Consider the following 15,972-nt stretch of genomic DNA (forward strand, 5'->3'; position numbering starts at 1 on the left):
GGCTGTCCTGGAACCTGACACTCGTCTTGGCGCTGTGGCTGGCCTGCTGGCAGCCCCCGGCGCTTGCCGATGCCGCCAACACCGAGGTCACCCAGCTCAAGCTGGAGCGCGGCGACGACGGGATCTACCTCAGCGCCATGGTCCAGTTCAATCTGCCGACCCTGGTGGAAGAGGTGCTCGAGAAGGGCATTGCCGTCTATTTCGTGGCCGAGGCCGAGGTCTACCGCGAGCGCTGGTACTGGGTCGACACCCGGGTGGCCCAGGTGGCGCGCCACATGCGGCTGGCCTACCAGCCGCTGACGCGCCGCTGGCGCCTGAACGTGTCGCCGGTGCCGATCACCAATGCCGGCTTCGGCGCCTCGGTCGTCCAGAACTTCGATTCGCTCGAGGATGCGCTCGACGCGGTCAAGCGCATCGGCCGCTTGCGCCTGGGCGATGTCTCGGAGATCGGCGACGATCCCGTGCAATCTGTGGTGTTTCGCTTCAGGTTGGATACTTCCCAGTTGCCCCGGCCCTTCCAGATTGGTGTGGTCGGCCAATCCGACTGGAACATTGCCGTCGAGCGCAGCGTGAAGCTTCCCATGGAGAAAAGCAGGTGACTGAACCCCCGCGCGGGCGCGTCCGCGCGCCGGCGACGCCGGCTGCGCGCCGCGCCAAGGCCATGCGCTGGGCCATCGGCGTGGGCGCGGCGCTGGTCACCGCCATCGGCCTGGTGCTGATGTTCCTGTTGGCCCAGGCCACCAACAACCGGGCCCTGTACGAGCGCAACTATGCGCGCCTGTTCGGCATCAACGTGGTGGTGGCGGTGCTCCTGATGCTGGTGATCGGTTGGGTCGCCTTCCGGCTGATCCAGCGGCTGCGCCAGGGCAAGTTCGGCAGCCGCCTTTTGATCAAGCTGGCCGCCATCTTCGCGCTGGTGGGGGTGGTGCCGGGGGTGCTGATTTACGTGGTGTCCTACCAGTTCGTGTCGCGTTCCATCGAAAGCTGGTTCGACGTCAAGGTCGAAGGCGCGCTGGACGCCGGCCTCAACCTGGGCCGGGCCACGCTCGATTCGCTGACGCAGGACCTGTCCAACAAGGCGCGCGCCGCCGGCGCCCAGCTCGAGAACGTGCCCGACGCCAGCGCCGGCCTGACGCTGGAGCGCCTGCGCGAGCAGATGGGCGCCAGCGACGTGGTGCTGTGGACCGGCGGCGGCCAGTTGATTGCGGGCACCGGCACCGCGCGCTTCCAGCTCAGTCCGGCCCGCCCGACGGCGCAGCAGCTGCGGCAGGCGCGCAGCGAGCGTGTGGTGGCGCACATCGAAGGCCTGGACGAGAGCGAGACCGCCCAGGTCGGCACCGGTCCGCCGGCCGCCAGCGTCCGCGCCCTGGCCCTGGTGCGCAGGCCGGGCTTCGATTTGGGCTCCGACACGCGCTTCCTGCAGATCACGGTGCCGCTGCCGCCCGCGGTGGTCGCCAATGCCCTGGCGGTGCAGGAGGCGAACCGCGAATACCAGGAGCGCGCCCTGGCGCGCGGCGGCCTGCTGCGCATGTATATCGGCACCCTGACCCTGAGCCTGTTTCTCGCGGTGTTCGGCGCCGTGCTGCTGGCGGTGCTGTTCGGCAACCAGCTGGCAAGGCCGCTGCTGGTACTGGCCGACGGCGTGCGCCAGGTGGCCGGCGGCGACCTGCGGCCCACCGCCGTGCTGCCCGGCAAGGATGAGCTGGGCGGCCTGACCCGGTCCTTTGCCATGATGACGCAGCAGCTGGCCGATGCCCGCGGCGCCGTCGAGAAGACGGTGGGCGAGCTGGACGCGGCGCGCGCCAACCTGCAGACCATCCTGGACAACCTGACATCGGGCGTGATCGTGCTGGACGAGGCCGGCACCATCATCTCGACCAACCCGGGCGCCACCCGCGTGCTGCGTGCGCCGCTGGCGGCCTACGAAGAACAGAAGCTGTCCGAGGTGCCGGGGCTGGAGGCCTTCGGTCAGAGCGTGCATCAGCAGTTTGCAGAGTTCGAGGTCGAGCACGCGCAGCACGGCCTGGACCATTGGCAGCATGCCTTCGAGCTGCATCCCGGCGGGGGCGGCGGCGGTGCCGACGACACGGTCAACATCGTGGCGCGCGGTGCGGGGCTGCCCGGGCGGGCGCGCCTCCTGGTGTTCGACGACATCTCCGAGATCGTTTCGGCCCAGCGGGCCCAAGCCTGGGGCGAGGTGGCGCGCCGGCTGGCGCACGAGATCAAGAATCCGCTCACCCCGATCCAGCTGTCGGCCGAGCGGCTGGAGCACAAGCTGTCCGGCAAGCTGGCCGGCGTCGAGCAGGCGTTGCTGGCCAAGTCGGTGAAGACCATCGTCGACCAGGTCGACGCCATGAAGCGCCTGGTCAACGAGTTCCGCGACTATGCGCGGCTGCCGGCGGCTGAGCTGAAGCCCGTCGACCTCAATGGCCTGGTGGCCGACGTGCTGCACCTGTACGACAACGAAAGCGGCCATGCGGTGAAGGTGAGCGCCGAGCTCGACCCGCGCTGCAAGCCCATCCGCGGCGACGCCCAGCAGCTGCGCCAGGTCATTCACAACCTGTTGCAGAATGCGCAGGACGCTACCGAGGCGGCGGCCGTGGCCCATCCGCAGGTGCCGCCCAGCCCGGTGCTGGTGCGCACACGCCTGTCGGATTCCGGCGAGCGGGCGCGCTTGACGGTGCAGGACGGCGGCGCCGGCTTTGCCGAGAACATCCTCAAGCGGGCCTTCGAGCCTTATGTCACCACCAAATCCAAGGGCACTGGCCTGGGTCTTGCGGTGGTCAAGAAAATAGCGGATGAGCACGGCGCCCGCATCGAACTTTCCAATCGCGTCCAAGACGGGGCTGTGGTAGGAGCACAAGTCTCGTTATCATTTGCGGTGGCGCCGGAACGGCCTGCCGTTCTCATTCCGCCTTCCGAAGAAAATACCGTCGCCTGAGCGCGCACCTATAAGCATTCATGGCAAACATACTCGTGGTCGACGATGAGCTGGGCATCCGCGACCTGCTCTTCGAAATTCTCAATGATGAGGGCCACAACGTCGAACTGGCCGAAAACGCGGCCGAGGCACGCGCCGCGCGCCAGCGTGCGCGCCCCGATCTGGTTCTGCTCGATATCTGGATGCCCGATACCGACGGCGTCACCCTGCTCAAGGAGTGGTCCACCGCCAACCTCCTGACCATGCCGGTCGTCATGATGAGCGGACACGCCACCATCGACACGGCGGTCGACGCCACCCGCATCGGTGCCTTCGCCTTCCTCGAGAAGCCGATCACCATGCAAAAGCTGCTCAAGGCCGTGGAGCAAGGGCTGGCGCGCGAAAGCGCACGCCGTGCCGCTGCGGCCGTGGTGCCCACCACCAATACCTTTTCGCCGGTGGTCACCACCACGGGCGAAAGCGCGCTGGTTCCGGCGCCGTCGATGTCGCCCCTGCCCGACCCGGGCCCGCAATCGACCCAGAGCTTCGACCTGGACCGTCCGCTGCGCGACGCGCGCGATGGCTTCGAAAAGGCGTACTTCGAGTTCCACCTTGCCATGGAGAACGGCTCCATGACCCGCGTGGCCGAGAAGACCGGCCTGGAGCGCACCCACCTGTACAGAAAGTTGAAGCAGTTGGGCGTCGATCTTTCGAGGGGGCGCAGAAGCGCTGTATAATCGTGGGCTCAACCTGATCCGTCAGGCTTGAGCGTCTCTTAAAAAAAGAAAAAGAGAGAATGGCCCGGTAGCTCAGTTGGTAGAGCAGCGGATTGAAAATCCGCGTGTCGGTGGTTCGATTCCGCCCCAGGCCACCAAATACCAAGCCCCTGATTCACGAAAGCGAGTCAGGGGCTTTTTGTTTTGAACTTTCGGATCATCTTGACGCTAAGGGCGCCTCACGGCCAGCTCGTACGCGTCCTGCAATTCCGCCAGCACAGAGCGTTTCGGGCGCCGCGCGCCCAGATGAAGATGGCGCAGTTCAGTCATGAACGCTTCCCAAAGCCGGGGGCCGCCTGCCTCCAGAAGCTCGGCGCGTATCGATAACTCGGTGCTGGGGTTCGTGTGCCGGCGGCCCCAGGCCGCCATGTTGGCCAGAAGCGGCACCAGCTGGATGGCCGCTTCGGTGAGGCTGTAGATCGCCTTTTGGCGATGTTGCGGATCAGGTTCCTTGGTCAACAGCGCGGCCTCGGTGAGGCGCTTGAGCCGGTCCGCAAGAATGTTCGAGGCGATGCCTTCTTCGCTTTCCGCCAGCAGTGCGCCATAGCTTCGTCTGTTCCCGAACATGACGTCGCGAATGACGATCAGACTCCAACGGTCGCCCAGCAGCTCAAGCGTCAGATTGATCGGGCAGCCTGAGCGCTCCGTTTGCGGCATCTCGGTTCTCTTTTCTCGGAATGAAGGACTTGCATTATGCAAGTGGTATGAGTATGGTGCTGCCACTTGCAATGTGCAATCAGTTGAACGAACAGGTGATCCCGCAATGTCTCTGGTGCTCTATGGCCATCCCTTTTCCTCGTACACGCAGAAAGCCCTGGTCGCGCTGTACGAGAACAACACGCCGTTTGAATTTCGCTGCCTGGGGCCAGACACGCCCGAGCACTCGGCCGATTGGCTGCGGCGGTGGCCGCTGGGCAAGTTCCCGCTGCTGATCGACGGTGGCCGCAGCATTGCCGAGACGAGCATCATCATCGAGTACCTGCAGCTCGCCCATCGCGGTCCGCTGGCATTGCTGCCAAGCGAAGCGATGGCGGCACTGGACGTGCGCTTCCTCGACCGCTTCTTCGACCTCCACGTGATGACTCCGATACAGCATGCTGTTGCCGGGGCGCTGACGGGCGACGCTGGGAAGCGCCAGGACGGCCTCGTGGCCGCGGTGGAGAAGCTCGAGCGCGCATACGCCTGGCTTGAAGGGCATCTGGCCGACAGGCGGCCGTGGGCGGCAGGCAAGGACTTCACGCTCGCGGACTGTGCGGCGGCGCCCTCGCTGTTCTACGCCGACTGGACGCACCGCATCTCCGATGCCTATCCCGTGCTGAAAGCGTATCGCGCGCGTCTGCTGGCGCGCCCCTCGTTCGCCCGGGCCGTCGAGGAGGCCAGACCGTATCGACCGCTCTTCCCACTCGGCGCGCCAGACCGTGATTGAGGCGGTCGTCGACCGCGCACGCCTTGTTCAGCGGCTCGACGGGAAGCTGAACACCGCCCCCTCCCGCACCCCGGCCGACGGCCAGCGCTGCGTGATGGTCTTGCGCTTGGTGTAGAAGCGCACCGCGTCCGGCCCGTACGCATGCAGATCGCCGAACAGCGATCGCTTCCAGCCGCCGAAGGAGTGGTACGCCACGGGCACCGGCAGCGGCACGTTCACGCCGACCATGCCGACCTGGATGTTGTCGCCGAACCAGCGCGCGGCCTCGCCGTCGCGGGTGAAGATGCAGGTGCCGTTGCCGTACTCGTGTGCATCGATCAGGTCCATGGCCTCTTGCAAGGTCTTCACGCGAACCACGCCGAGCACCGGGCCGAAGATCTCTTCTTGATAGATCGACATGCCAGGCTTCACGTCATCGAACAGGCAGGCGCCCAGGTAGTAGCCGCCTTCGTGGCCTTCAACCTGGATGCCGCGCCCGTCCACCACCAGCTTGGCACCAGCGGCCACGCCCGCATCCACAAAAGCCTTCACCTTTTCCCAATGCGGCTGGGTCACCAGCGGCCCCATGTCGTTGCCGTTGTCGGTGCCGGGGCCGACCTTCATCTTGGCGATCTCGGCCTTGAGGCCTTTGACCACCGCATCGGCCGTGGCGTCGCCCACGGCCACCACCAGCGGGATCGCCATGCAGCGCTCGCCGCACGAGCCGTAAGCTGCGCCCATCAGTGCGCTCACCGCGTTCGCAATGTCGGCGTCGGGCATCACCACCGCGTGGTTCTTGGCACCGCCGAGCGCCTGCACGCGCTTGCCGTTCGCGGTGCCCGTCGTGTAGATGTATTCGGCAATCGGCGTGGAGCCAACGAAGCTCACGGCCTTCACGCGCTTGTCTTTCAGCAAGGTGTCGACTGCTTCCTTGTCGCCGTTGACCACGTTCAGCACGCCCGGCGGCAGGCCGGCCTCGAGCGCGAGCTCGGCCATGAACAGGGTGGACGAAGGCGTGCGCTCCGAGGGCTTGAGCACGAAAGTGTTGCCGCAAGCCACCGCCATCGGCCACATCCACAGCGGCACCATCACCGGAAAGTTGAAGGGGGTGATGCCGGCGCACACGCCCACCGCCTGGAACTCGCTCCACGAGTCGATGGCCGGGCCGACGTTCTTGCTGTGCTCGCCCTTGAGCAGCTCGGGCACGTAGCTCGCGTATTCCACGTTCTCGATGCCGCGCTGCAGCTCGCCATGCGCGTCGGCCAGCACCTTGCCGTGCTCGGCAGTGATGAGCGCGGCGATCTTGTCGGCATTGGCTTCCAGCAAGGTCTTGAGCCGGCTCATCACCCGCGCGCGCTTGAGCGGCGGCGTGTTGCGCCAGGCCGGGAAGGCCGCCTGTGCCGAGGCGATGGCCTGCTCCACCGTGACGACGTCGGCCAGTGCGACGCTCTTGTCCGAAAAGCCGGTGGCCGGGTTGAACACCGGCTGCATGCGGGCGCCACTGCCCGCGACGCGCGCGCCGTCGATGAAGTGGCCGATGGTCTGGGTGACGTTCTTGTCGTGCTGCATGGCAAGCGATGTGTTCAGTTGGTTTCCGCCAGGGCATCGCCCAGCGCGTTGATCAGCCGGTCGATCTCGGCCTTTTCGGTGATGAAGGGCGGCGCCAGCTGGATCGTGTCGCCGCCGTAGCGCACGTAGAAGCCCTTCTTCCAGCAGTTCATGGCGATCTCGTAGGGGCGGCGTGCCGGCTCGCCGGGCAGGGCAGCAATGCTGATGCCCGCCGCCAAGCCGAAGTTGCGGATGTCGGTCACATGCTTGCTGCCCTTCAGGCTGTGCACCGCGTTCTCGAAATGCGGCGCCAGCGCCTGCACGCGGCCGATCATGTCTTCCGCTTGCAGCACATCGAGCGCCGCGATGCCGGCGGCGCAGGCCACCGGATGCGCCGAATAGGTGTAGCCGTGCGGAAACTCCAGCATGTAGTCGGGCCCGCCCGCCGCCATGAAGGTGTCGTAGATCTCCTTGCTGGCAATCACCGCGCCCAGCGGCTGCGCGCCGTTGGTGATCTGCTTGGCGCAGTTCATGATGTCCGGCGTCACACCGAAGGCGTCGGCGCCGGTCATCGCGGCGCTGCGGCCAAAGCCGCTGATGACCTCGTCGAAGATCAACAGGATGTTGTGCGCGGTGCAGATCTCGCGCAGGCGCGTGAGGTAGCCCTTGGGCGGAATCAGCACGCCGGCCGAGCCGGCAAAGGGCTCGACGATCACCGCCGCGATGTTCGATGCGTCGTGCAGCGCGATCAGGTCCAGCAGGCGGTCGGCCAGCTCGGCGCCGTTCTCGGGGATGCCGCGGGTGAAGGCGTTGGCTGCCAGTTGGGTGTGCGGCAGGTGGTCGGCCTCCACGCCCTGGCCGAAGAGCTTGCGGTTGGCGCCGATGCCGCCCACCGAGATACCGCCGAAGTTGACGCCGTGATAGCCCTTCTCGCGGCCGATCAGGCGCGTCTTGCTCGCCTGGCCCTTGGCTCGCCAGTAAGCGCGCGCCATCTTCAGCGAGGTGTCGGCGGCCTCCGAGCCCGAGCCGGTGAAAAACACGTAGTCCAGCCCGGCGGGCGTCAGCTCCTTGAGCTTGTTGGCCAGTTCGAAGGACAGCGGGTGGCCGAACTGGAATGCCGGTGAATAGTCCAGCTTGGCGATCTGGCGGCTCACCGCCTCGGTGATCTCGGGGCGGCCATGGCCCAGGCCCGTGCACCACAGGCCCGACAGGCCGTCGAAGATCTTGCGGCCTTCATGGTCGGTGAGGTAGGCGCCCTTGGCCTCGACGATGAGGCGCGGGTCGGCCTTGAACTGGCGGTTGCCGGTGTAGGGCATCCAGTGCGCATCGAGCCAGGCGGCGTCGGTGCGGATGGGGGATTGGGTGTCGAGGACGGGGAGGGTCATGGCGCTCATTGTTGGCAAGGCCATCAGTGTGGAAAATGGCGCAATATCAATGTTCACTTGACGATTCATGCAAGTAAAAGACACCCGCAGCAAAGCCGTCCTGGGCCAACTCAGCGACATGGACCTGCGCCTGCTCAAGGTGTTCAAGAGCGTGGTCGACTGCGGCGGCATGGCGGCGGCCGAGCTGGAGCTCAACATCGGCACCTCCACCGTGAGCCGGCACGTGAAAGATCTGGAAACCCGCCTGGGCCTGGTGCTGTGCCGGCGCGGCCGGGCCGGCTTCGCGCTCACCGCGGAGGGCCAGCGCGTCTATGACGAGACCTTGCGCCTGCTGGCCTCGGTCGACGCCTTTCGCGGCAGCATCGACGACATCCACAAGCGCATGGGCGGCCAATTGGAGGTGGCGCTGTTCGACAAGACGGCCACCAACCCCAAGGCGCACATCGGCGAGGCCATTGCCCGCTTCACCGAACTGGCGCCCGAGGTCGCCCTGGCGATGCATGTGGGCTCGATCACGGCCATCGAGCAGGGCGTGCTCGACGGTACCTTCCAGATCGGCATCATCCCGGCGCACCGCGCGTCCAAAAGCCTCATGTATACCGAGCTCTTCGACGAGCGCATGCTGCTGTATTGCGGCAAGGGCCATCCGCTGTTCGATGCGCCGCAAGAGCGCCTGACGTGGGCGCGCCTGCGCGAGCACCACTTTGCGGGCCTCGGCTACCACTCGCCCAACATGGAACTCAGCCACCGCGCCAAGCTGGCGCGCAAGGCCACCGGTTTCGATCAGGAGGCGATTGCCACCCTGATCCTGTCGGGGCGCTTCCTTGGCTTCCTGCCGGACCACTACGCGCAGGTGTTCGAAGCGCGCGGCCGGATGCGCGCGCTGGCGCCGGCGCGCTTCAACTACATCTGCCGCTTCGTCAGCCTGCTGCGCAGATCGCCCAAGCCTTCGCGCGCGGTCCTGGCTTTTCAGGAGTGCCTGGCGGCGGCGCATCGCGCGTGAGCGCCATTTTTCCTTTGGCGGTCCAACGATCGGTAACACATCCGTTGCATGCGGAGTCGCCGGATCGCGAGCGCCCCACGTTGTTGGGGTCTGATCACATTCAATCGCCTTCACGCGACGAGTCACATGCCATCGAGAACACGGGTAGAAGCACGCCTTGCCAGGCCGACTTCACGAGCAAGGTCACTGCTGTTTGCGTTGCCGCTCGTGGTGGTGGCGGTGCTGGCCATGCCGGGCAAGAGCGCCGCGGCCGAATTCAAGCTTTCGGGCAGCGGCACCTTCAAGCCGCCGTCGGCCGAGCAACTGGCTGCCCTGCCGGTGGACCTGGGCTTTTCCCGCGCCGATCTCGAATCCGGCAACTGGTCGTTCTCGGCGCGCTATGACGACGGCCTGCCCGACAAGAACCCGGACCATTACGCGGCGCGCTATGTCGGCGCGGTTCGCGCCTTGCGTCTGGTGATTGGCAACGCCACGGTGGACCTGCCGGCCGAGCAAGCGGAGATCGTCGTCAGCGACGGCGGTGGGGCCCATCCGAACCGCGAGTCGATCCGGCTGGAAGCCAAGGCGCCGATCCCTTCCGGCGGCACGCTGCGCCTGGCCTGGGTCCAGGCCAACCAGCAGCCCAGAACCACCGACCTGCGCGGGTCCGCGGGGGTGCTGCCAAGCGATGCGATGCCGCCGCCTGCGCTGCTCGCCCATCTGAACACGGCGAGTCCGTTCGACAGGTTCCTCGAGCTGCGGATCGACGGAACTGGCGGCGATGCGAAACCGCTGCTGTATCTCAGCGCGTCCAAGTTGTCGGTAACGGCCACGCCGGCCACGGCGCCCTGAGGGAGTCAGGATGTCCAACATGAAGGCATTTTTCTCGCGCAGCGCTTTCTGGCTGCGCAGCACCGCGGCGGTGTTGATGCTGGCCGGCCTGGCCGCTTGCGGCGGCGGTGGCGGCGGCTCGGTGGATGTGGGCGTCGGCATCGGCGTCGACGTGGTCGAACCCGCGGTGGCACCGCTGTCGATGGCGCTGACACGCGTCGGGCCGCAAGCCATCGAGGTGGATTGGAGCGACGATCCCTTTGTCGCCAGCTTTCTGGTGATCCGTGACGGCCACGTGCTGGCCGAAGTGACGACCCTTTCGCTGATCGATGCCTCGGTCTTCATCGACGAGACCTACTGCTACCAGGTGGAAGGCTACGACGCGGCCCGGATCCTGGTGGCAGCGAGCAGCATCGGCTGCATTACCGTCTTTCCCTGAGCGCTAGAAATCCACCAGCCGCAGCCCCACGCTGAACACCGTGCGCTTGCGGTTGTAGTCCACCAGCGTGTCGCCGTAGCCATTGAAGACCTGCATCACGAAGCGCAGGTTGCTCTGGCTCGGGTCGCCGATGGCGCGGGTGTATTCCAGCCGCTGCGAGCCCTTGCCGAAGGCGCGAACCGTGAGGCCGAGCGAGTTCTTGCCGTCAGGATTCCACAGGGCGGAAAACTCGGCGCGGCCGATGTAGCTGGCGATATCGGGGTTGTCGTCCTTGGTCGGGTCTTCGCTGATGCGCTTCCATGCGCGCATGTTGAGCACGAAGCGATTGTCCAGCTCCACGCCGCCCATCAGGTAGATGCGGTTCCAGCTGCGCGACAGTGGCTCGGTCTGGCCGTTGGACTGGTGCACCAGGCCCAGGCCCGCGTAGCGCCAGCGCCAACCGCCGGGCAGGTGCATGTCGGTCGGATAGACATACATCACCTCCGGCTCGTGGTCGGTGGTGCGGAAGGGCCGCGACAGCTCGGCGTTGAACACCTGCCAGGTCGATTTCTGCGTGTAGCCGAACCACAGCGAGTCCTTGCGCGTGGGGTCGGCGCCGCCGGTGAGCATGCCCTGTGCGAGCTTGGTGCGCAGCGACAGGTTCAGGCGCATCTCGCCCGGCTGGTAGTCCATCGGCGTGCCGGTGTGGTTCGGCGCGGGCGAGGTGGGTGTCTGGGGCCGGTCGGTGGCCATCGCGAAGGTGACGTCGATCGGCCGGTAGCCGCGCAGGCCGAAGACGCCGCAGTCGGTGCCGTTTTCCAGCTCCCAGAAGCGCGACAGGGCCGAGTACTGGCGGTCGCGGCAGGCATCGCCGTTCACCTCCACCACGCGGGTGGCGGGAATGGCAGCGTCGACCGGCGGCTGGGCTTGCGTGTTCTCCGCGGGCGTGCTGGGAGAAGAAGCCACCGGCGCGGCGGGCACGGTGGTCGCCGGCAGGCTTTGCTGCTGGGCCCAGCGGTCGAAGCAGGCCAGGCGCGCGTCCTTGTCGGCCGTGATGTTCTGGCATTGCTGCCAGGTGAGCAGCGAATCGGCACGCGGCGTGTTAGCGGCTGAGCCCTGCGCCTGCACCGGGCTTGCCGCAGCCAGCCAGCCCGTCGCTATGAGCAAGGTGGCCGCCAGCACGGCGCTGCTGCCCTTGGGTTTTATCTTCTTCATCATCATTTCCATGAAGCGGCCTTGTGCAGCACGAAGGCGTGGCTGCTGTCGTCGGATGACCGGCGCCAGGTGCCCTTGAATTCCTTGCCGCAGGAGCCGGATTGCAGCGTGCCCGACCAGCTGGCGCTGATCGACTTGCCGTCCTGCGATTCGTCCAGCGCAAGCTGGCCTTCGGGGTCGATGTCGCCCGCCAGCTGGGCCGGTGGCTGGCCGGCGCGCCGGATGCTGCCGCGCACGCCGTCGTACTCGGGATGCTTCTCGAGCACCACGGTGGCAATGCCGTCCTGGCCGTCGATGCGGGCCTCCCAGCTGCCGTACAGCGCCTGCACCGGCAGCGCTGTCGCGTCTGCGGGGCAGGCCGCTGCCTTCGGCGCGTCTTGTGCTGCTTGCGCCCAGGCCAGCGGTGCATTGCAGGCAGCCGCCAGCAAGCCGGCGGCCAGCAGGTGGCGCCGCATCATGGGGCGGTGGGCGCCGCGTTGGCGGCCGCAGCCGCGGTGTCGGAGGCGCGCTTGGCAAACTCGGCGCGCAGTGCCTTGAGTTTTTCGCGCGGGTCTTCTTTCGCGGTGGTCTTGTCCAGGGCCATCTCGGCGATGAAGCGGCTGGGTTGCGCCGCCACCATCTCGCGGCCCTTCTTGCGCCGCTTGGTCCAGCTCACCGCCAGGCTGCGCTGGGCGCGGGTGATGCCCACGTACATCAGGCGCCGCTCTTCCTGCAGGCGCTCCAGCGTGTTGTCGCTGACCTTTTCCTGGCGGCCCTCGTCGTCGTCCAGCTTGAAGGGCAGCAAACCTTCATTGGCGCCGATCAGCATCACGTGCGGCCACTCCAGGCCCTTGGAGGCGTGCAAGGTCGAGAGCGTGACCACGTTCTGGTCCTGCTCGCGCTCGCTGATGGTGGACAGGAGCGAGATGGTCTGCGCCACTTCCAGAAGGCTCTTCTTTTCGCCGTCGGCATCGCTGGCGCCGGCGGCATCGGCGATCTGTCCGCCGCAGCGCTGTGCCATCCAGTCGCAGAACTCCATCACGTTGGTCCAGCGGGTGGCAGCGGCCTGCTCGCTGTCTTCGCCGTCATAGAGGTGCTTCTCGTACTCGATTTCCTTCAGCCAGGTGTTGAGAAAGGCGCGTGCGTCCTCGGCGCCCAGCGTGTGGCGGGCGCGGTATTCGAGGTCGTTGATGTAGCGGCCGAACTCGTGCAGGCCGTCCAGCGCCCGCTTGTTCATCACGCTGGGCAGGGAGGAGCTGAACAGCGCCTCGAACAGGCTCAGCTTGTACTGGCTGGCGAACACGCCCAGGCTTTGCAAGGAGGTGTGGCCGATGCCGCGCTTGGGCGTGGTGATGGCGCGCAGGAAGGCTGGGTCGTCGTCGTTGTTGACCCACAGGCGAAACCAGCCGCACAGGTCCTTGATTTCGGCGCGATCGAAGAAGCTCTGGCCGCCCGAGACCTTGTAGGGAATCTGCGCGCGGCGCAATGCCTGCTCGAACACGCGGGCCTGGTGGTTGGCGCGGTAGAGCAGGGCGAAGTCGCGAAACTCCTTGTGCTGCGAGCTTTCGCGCAGGCTCTGGATGCGGGCCACTGCGCGCTCGGCCTCGTGCTGCTCGTTGTCGGCATCGACCACGCGCACCGGTTCGCCTTCGCCCAGCTCGCTGAACAGGGTCTTGGGAAAGAGCTTCGGGTTGGGCCCGATCACGTTGTTGGCGGCGCGCAGGATGGCGCTGGTGCTGCGGTAGTTCTGCTCGAGCTTCACCACCTTGAGGTTGGGGAAGTCGATCGGCAGCTTGCGCAGGTTGTCCAGGGTGGCGCCGCGCCAGCCGTAGATCGACTGGTCGTCGTCGCCCACCGCGGTGAAGCGGCCGCGCTCGCCGACCAGGGCCTTGAGCACTTCGTACTGGGTGGCGTTGGTGTCCTGGTATTCGTCCACCAGCACATGGCCCAGCGCCTGCTGCCACTTGGCGCGCACCTCTTCGTGATCCCTCAGGAGCTTGAGCGGCATGCCGATCAGGTCGTCGAAGTCCACGCTCTGGTAGGCCGTCAGGCGCTCTTCGTAGCGCGCCATGATGCGGGCGATGATGCGCTCGTTGTCGTCTGCTGCCTGGGCCTCCGCTTGATCGGAATTCAGCCCCATGTTCTTCCACTTGCTGATGGTCCACTGCCAGATGCGTGCGGTGGCGGCATCGGTGGTGCCGCCGGCATCCTTCAGGATCTTGGTGACGTCGTCGGCGTCCAGGATGCTGAACTTGGGCTTCAGGCCCAGCACCTCGCCGTCCTCGCGCATCATGCGCACGCCCAGCGCGTGGAAGGTGCACACCACCACCTTGCGGGCGTCCTTGCCGATCAGGCTCTTGGCGCGCTCGCGCATCTCGGCCGCGGCCTTGTTGGTGAAGGTGATGGCGGCAATGCGCTGCGGCTCCAGCCCGGCCTGGATCAGGCGCGCGATCTTGTGCGTGATCACCCGCGTCTTGCCCGAGCCGGCGCCCGCCAGCACCAGGCAGGGCCCGTGCATGTAGTTGACAGCTTCCTGTTGGGCGAGATTGAGACCGTGAGACATGAGGAAGGAGGCAGACAGGCGCAGGGCGGCGCCGAACGAGGCAAGGCGGCCAATGATACGGAGGGCCTATTTCGCATCGCGAAGGGCATGCGAAGGGCGCCTGCGGCGGCGCGGCGACAATCCGGCTCCTCGTGCTCCAGATCTTTCTCGTCACCATTCCCTTCTTCGCACTGGTTGCCGCCGGCTATGTGGCCGCCCGCAGCCGCGTGCTGCCGCTGGAAGCGATTCCGGGGCTCAATGCCTTCGTGCTGTTCTTCGCGCTGCCCTGCATGCTGTATCGCTTTGGCGCCAACACGCCGATCGGGCAGCTGCTGGACGGCAGCGTGGCGCTGGTCTGGGGGCTGTGTGCGCTGCTGACGGTGGGCGCGGTGGTGGCTTTCAGCCGCAACGAGCGCATCGGCTGGAACGACGCGTCCTTCGGCGCATTGGTCGCGGCCTTTCCCAACACCGGCTTCATGGGCGTGCCGCTGCTCACCGCCATCCTGGGCGTGCAGTCGGCCGGGCCGGTGATCATCACCATCATCTTCGACATGGTGCTGACCTCGTCGCTGTGCATCGCCTTGTCGCGCCTGGACGCGGCCGGCTCGCACGGCGCGGCGCAGGCCATGCGCAAGGCACTGGCTGGCGTGCTGCGCAACCCGATGCCGTGGGCGATCTTGCTGGGTGCGCTGGCCTCGGCGGCCAGCTACAGGCTGCCGGGCCCGGTGGACCGCACCATTGCCATGCTGGGCGATGCGGCCTCGCCGGCCGCCCTGTTCACCATCGGCGCCGTGCTGGCGCGCTCGGCCATGCTCGCGCACGAGGCGCGTGGCCATGCGCCGGTGCGCGACGTGCTGCCGGTGGTGCTGGTGAAGTTGATAGCGCATCCGCTGCTGGTGTGCGCAGTGGCCTGGCTGGCGCGCGCCTTGGGCCTGCCGCTCGGCGCGCCGGCCATGGTGGCGCTGGTGCTGGTGGCGGCGCTCCCCAGCGCCAGCAATGTCGCGATGCTGGCCGAACGCTTCGGCGCCGACAACGGCCGCATCGCCCGCATCATCCTGTGGACGACGGCCGCGGCCTTCTTCACCTTCCCGCTGGTGGTGGGTCAGGCCGAACGGCTGCGCTGACGTCCGCTGCTGGGGCCGGCTACTCGGTGATCACGCCCAGCTTGCGCGGGTCGGCGTCCGACAGCAGCTCGCAGCGTGTCAGATCGCGGCCCTGGGTGCCGTCGCAGTAGTAGGTGTTGTAGATGCGGCCGAACAGCGTGGGCGTGGCCATGAAGAGCACGCCGTGCTCGGGCCGCCACTTCTCCTTGGGCGTGGCGGCGTCTGCCGGGTTCACCTCGTCCTGCGCTGCGGCGGTGAATTCGGCCAGGGTCTTGTGCACCTCCTCGCCGCGCCAGCGCGAGGCCAACTCGGCGGGCTTGGGGCGGGTGCCCACCGGGATCAGCAGGGCATTGACCTGCTCGCCCTCGCCGAATCGATGCACCTTGCCGGCCAGGAAGGCATAGGCGCAAGCCGCGTGGCACTGGCCGATCACTTCGGTGCTGACCCCGGTTTCGCGGATGACTCGGGCGTAGAGGCCGGCCACTTCGGCGGTGCCGCCCAGCGAGTTCTCGAAAACGACCGTCTGCACGTTGCCGCGGCGCAGCTGCTCCAGGAAGGTTTCTACCGCGCTGCCGTCGAGCACGCCCGACACCAGCAGCCGGTTGCCTTCCAGCGTGAGCTCGGCCGGTTGCACCGCGATCGCGGTCACGATGATCAACAAGGCTGGCCAGATTCGATGCAGGGCTCGCATGCTGTGGTCCCCCGAGGCGCCGAACACAAGCGTTGCGGGCGGCCTGGCGCGAAGCTCTCAGTGCGCCACCCGAACGTCAATTGCTGTTTCACAATCTTGCGCTTCCGAGAACTTCCCCACGTTCGTCCGGGTTGTCCTAGGTCTTCCGGCTAGTGCTTAGGTTCACAAATTGGCTTA

General features: G+C 66.8%; 15 protein-coding genes and 1 tRNA gene. 9 read left to right on the top strand and 7 right to left on the bottom strand.

Translation table 11 applies throughout. From position 1 onward, the window contains the following. Nucleotides 1-26: 26 nt before the first annotated feature. The 4 genes from ACIPRI_RS25670 (at nucleotide 27) to ACIPRI_RS25685 (ending at nucleotide 3,794) form a co-directional block, all read left to right on the top strand. On the top strand, nucleotides 27-599 hold the full coding sequence (locus ACIPRI_RS25670) for a DUF4390 domain-containing protein (protein ID WP_446624338.1): 573 nt from the start codon (nucleotides 27-29) through the stop codon (nucleotides 597-599). 62 nt (nucleotides 600-661) lie between these two features. Continuing rightward, a complete protein-coding gene (locus tag ACIPRI_RS25675; RefSeq protein ID WP_446624375.1) occupies nucleotides 662-2,941 on the top strand; it encodes an ATP-binding protein in 2,280 nt (759 codons plus the stop codon). 20 nt (nucleotides 2,942-2,961) lie between these two features. Further along, nucleotides 2,962-3,657, top strand: a complete 696-nt coding sequence (locus ACIPRI_RS25680; protein ID WP_446624339.1) for a response regulator — start codon at nucleotides 2,962-2,964, stop codon at nucleotides 3,655-3,657. A gap of 61 nt (nucleotides 3,658-3,718) precedes the next feature. Next, a tRNA-Phe gene (locus ACIPRI_RS25685) sits at nucleotides 3,719-3,794 on the top strand. 70 nt (nucleotides 3,795-3,864) lie between these two features. On the opposite strand, the gene ACIPRI_RS25690 is transcribed toward ACIPRI_RS25685, so the two are convergent. Next, entirely contained in the window at nucleotides 3,865-4,353 is a 489-nt protein-coding gene (locus tag ACIPRI_RS25690) for a winged helix-turn-helix transcriptional regulator (protein WP_446624340.1), read from the bottom strand. Nucleotides 4,354-4,459: 106 nt separating this feature from the next. On the opposite strand from ACIPRI_RS25690, the gene ACIPRI_RS25695 reads away from it, so the two are divergent. Continuing rightward, complete coding sequence (locus ACIPRI_RS25695; RefSeq protein ID WP_446624341.1) at nucleotides 4,460-5,122, top strand: glutathione S-transferase family protein; 663 nt, start codon at nucleotides 4,460-4,462, stop codon at nucleotides 5,120-5,122. A 27-nt stretch (nucleotides 5,123-5,149) separates the two neighbouring features. Here the strand turns inward: ACIPRI_RS25695 and ACIPRI_RS25700 are convergent, their stop codons facing one another. Next, complete coding sequence (locus ACIPRI_RS25700; RefSeq protein WP_446624342.1) at nucleotides 5,150-6,670, bottom strand: CoA-acylating methylmalonate-semialdehyde dehydrogenase; 1,521 nt, start codon at nucleotides 6,668-6,670, stop codon at nucleotides 5,150-5,152. A 14-nt stretch (nucleotides 6,671-6,684) separates the two neighbouring features. Then, nucleotides 6,685-8,034 carry an aminotransferase class III-fold pyridoxal phosphate-dependent enzyme gene (locus tag ACIPRI_RS25705; protein ID WP_446624343.1) on the bottom strand — a complete coding sequence of 450 codons (1,350 nt, stop codon included), beginning with the start codon at nucleotides 8,032-8,034 and terminating at the stop codon, nucleotides 6,685-6,687. Between the two features lie 67 nt (nucleotides 8,035-8,101). On the opposite strand from ACIPRI_RS25705, the gene ACIPRI_RS25710 reads away from it, so the two are divergent. The 3 genes from ACIPRI_RS25710 to ACIPRI_RS25720 all read left to right on the top strand — a co-directional run bounded on the left by ACIPRI_RS25710 (nucleotide 8,102) and on the right by ACIPRI_RS25720 (nucleotide 10,286). Next, a complete protein-coding gene (locus ACIPRI_RS25710; RefSeq protein WP_446624344.1) occupies nucleotides 8,102-9,037 on the top strand; it encodes a LysR family transcriptional regulator in 936 nt (311 codons plus the stop codon). 198 nt (nucleotides 9,038-9,235) lie between these two features. Continuing rightward, nucleotides 9,236-9,868 (top strand): hypothetical protein, encoded by a 633-nt coding sequence (locus tag ACIPRI_RS25715; protein WP_446624345.1) that lies wholly within the window; start codon nucleotides 9,236-9,238, stop codon nucleotides 9,866-9,868. 19 nt (nucleotides 9,869-9,887) lie between these two features. Next, entirely contained in the window at nucleotides 9,888-10,286 is a 399-nt protein-coding gene (locus ACIPRI_RS25720) for a hypothetical protein (RefSeq protein WP_446624346.1), read from the top strand. Nucleotides 10,287-10,289: 3 nt separating this feature from the next. On the opposite strand, the gene ACIPRI_RS25725 is transcribed toward ACIPRI_RS25720, so the two are convergent. From ACIPRI_RS25725 to ACIPRI_RS25735, 3 genes are read right to left on the bottom strand one after another with little or no spacing between them, the layout of a single operon-like run. Beyond that, nucleotides 10,290-11,486 carry a phospholipase A gene (locus ACIPRI_RS25725; RefSeq protein ID WP_446624376.1) on the bottom strand — a complete coding sequence of 399 codons (1,197 nt, stop codon included), beginning with the start codon at nucleotides 11,484-11,486 and terminating at the stop codon, nucleotides 10,290-10,292. Continuing rightward, a complete protein-coding gene (locus tag ACIPRI_RS25730) occupies nucleotides 11,483-11,938 on the bottom strand; it encodes a hypothetical protein (RefSeq protein ID WP_446624347.1) in 456 nt (151 codons plus the stop codon). Before ACIPRI_RS25730 ends, ACIPRI_RS25725 begins: the two co-directional genes overlap by 4 nt. After that, nucleotides 11,935-14,022, bottom strand: a complete 2,088-nt coding sequence (locus ACIPRI_RS25735; RefSeq protein WP_446624348.1) for an ATP-dependent helicase — start codon at nucleotides 14,020-14,022, stop codon at nucleotides 11,935-11,937. Before ACIPRI_RS25735 ends, ACIPRI_RS25730 begins: the two co-directional genes overlap by 4 nt. A 131-nt stretch (nucleotides 14,023-14,153) precedes the next feature. On the opposite strand from ACIPRI_RS25735, the gene ACIPRI_RS25740 reads away from it, so the two are divergent. Beyond that, nucleotides 14,154-15,125, top strand: coding sequence for an AEC family transporter (locus ACIPRI_RS25740; RefSeq protein ID WP_446624349.1), 972 nt, complete (start codon nucleotides 14,154-14,156; stop codon nucleotides 15,123-15,125). A gap of 19 nt (nucleotides 15,126-15,144) precedes the next feature. On the opposite strand, the gene ACIPRI_RS25745 is transcribed toward ACIPRI_RS25740, so the two are convergent. After that, nucleotides 15,145-15,765 carry a hypothetical protein gene (locus ACIPRI_RS25745; RefSeq protein ID WP_446624350.1) on the bottom strand — a complete coding sequence of 207 codons (621 nt, stop codon included), beginning with the start codon at nucleotides 15,763-15,765 and terminating at the stop codon, nucleotides 15,145-15,147. Nucleotides 15,766-15,972 lie beyond the last annotated feature (207 nt).

Source organism: Variovorax sp. LARHSF232 (assembly GCF_052871435.1).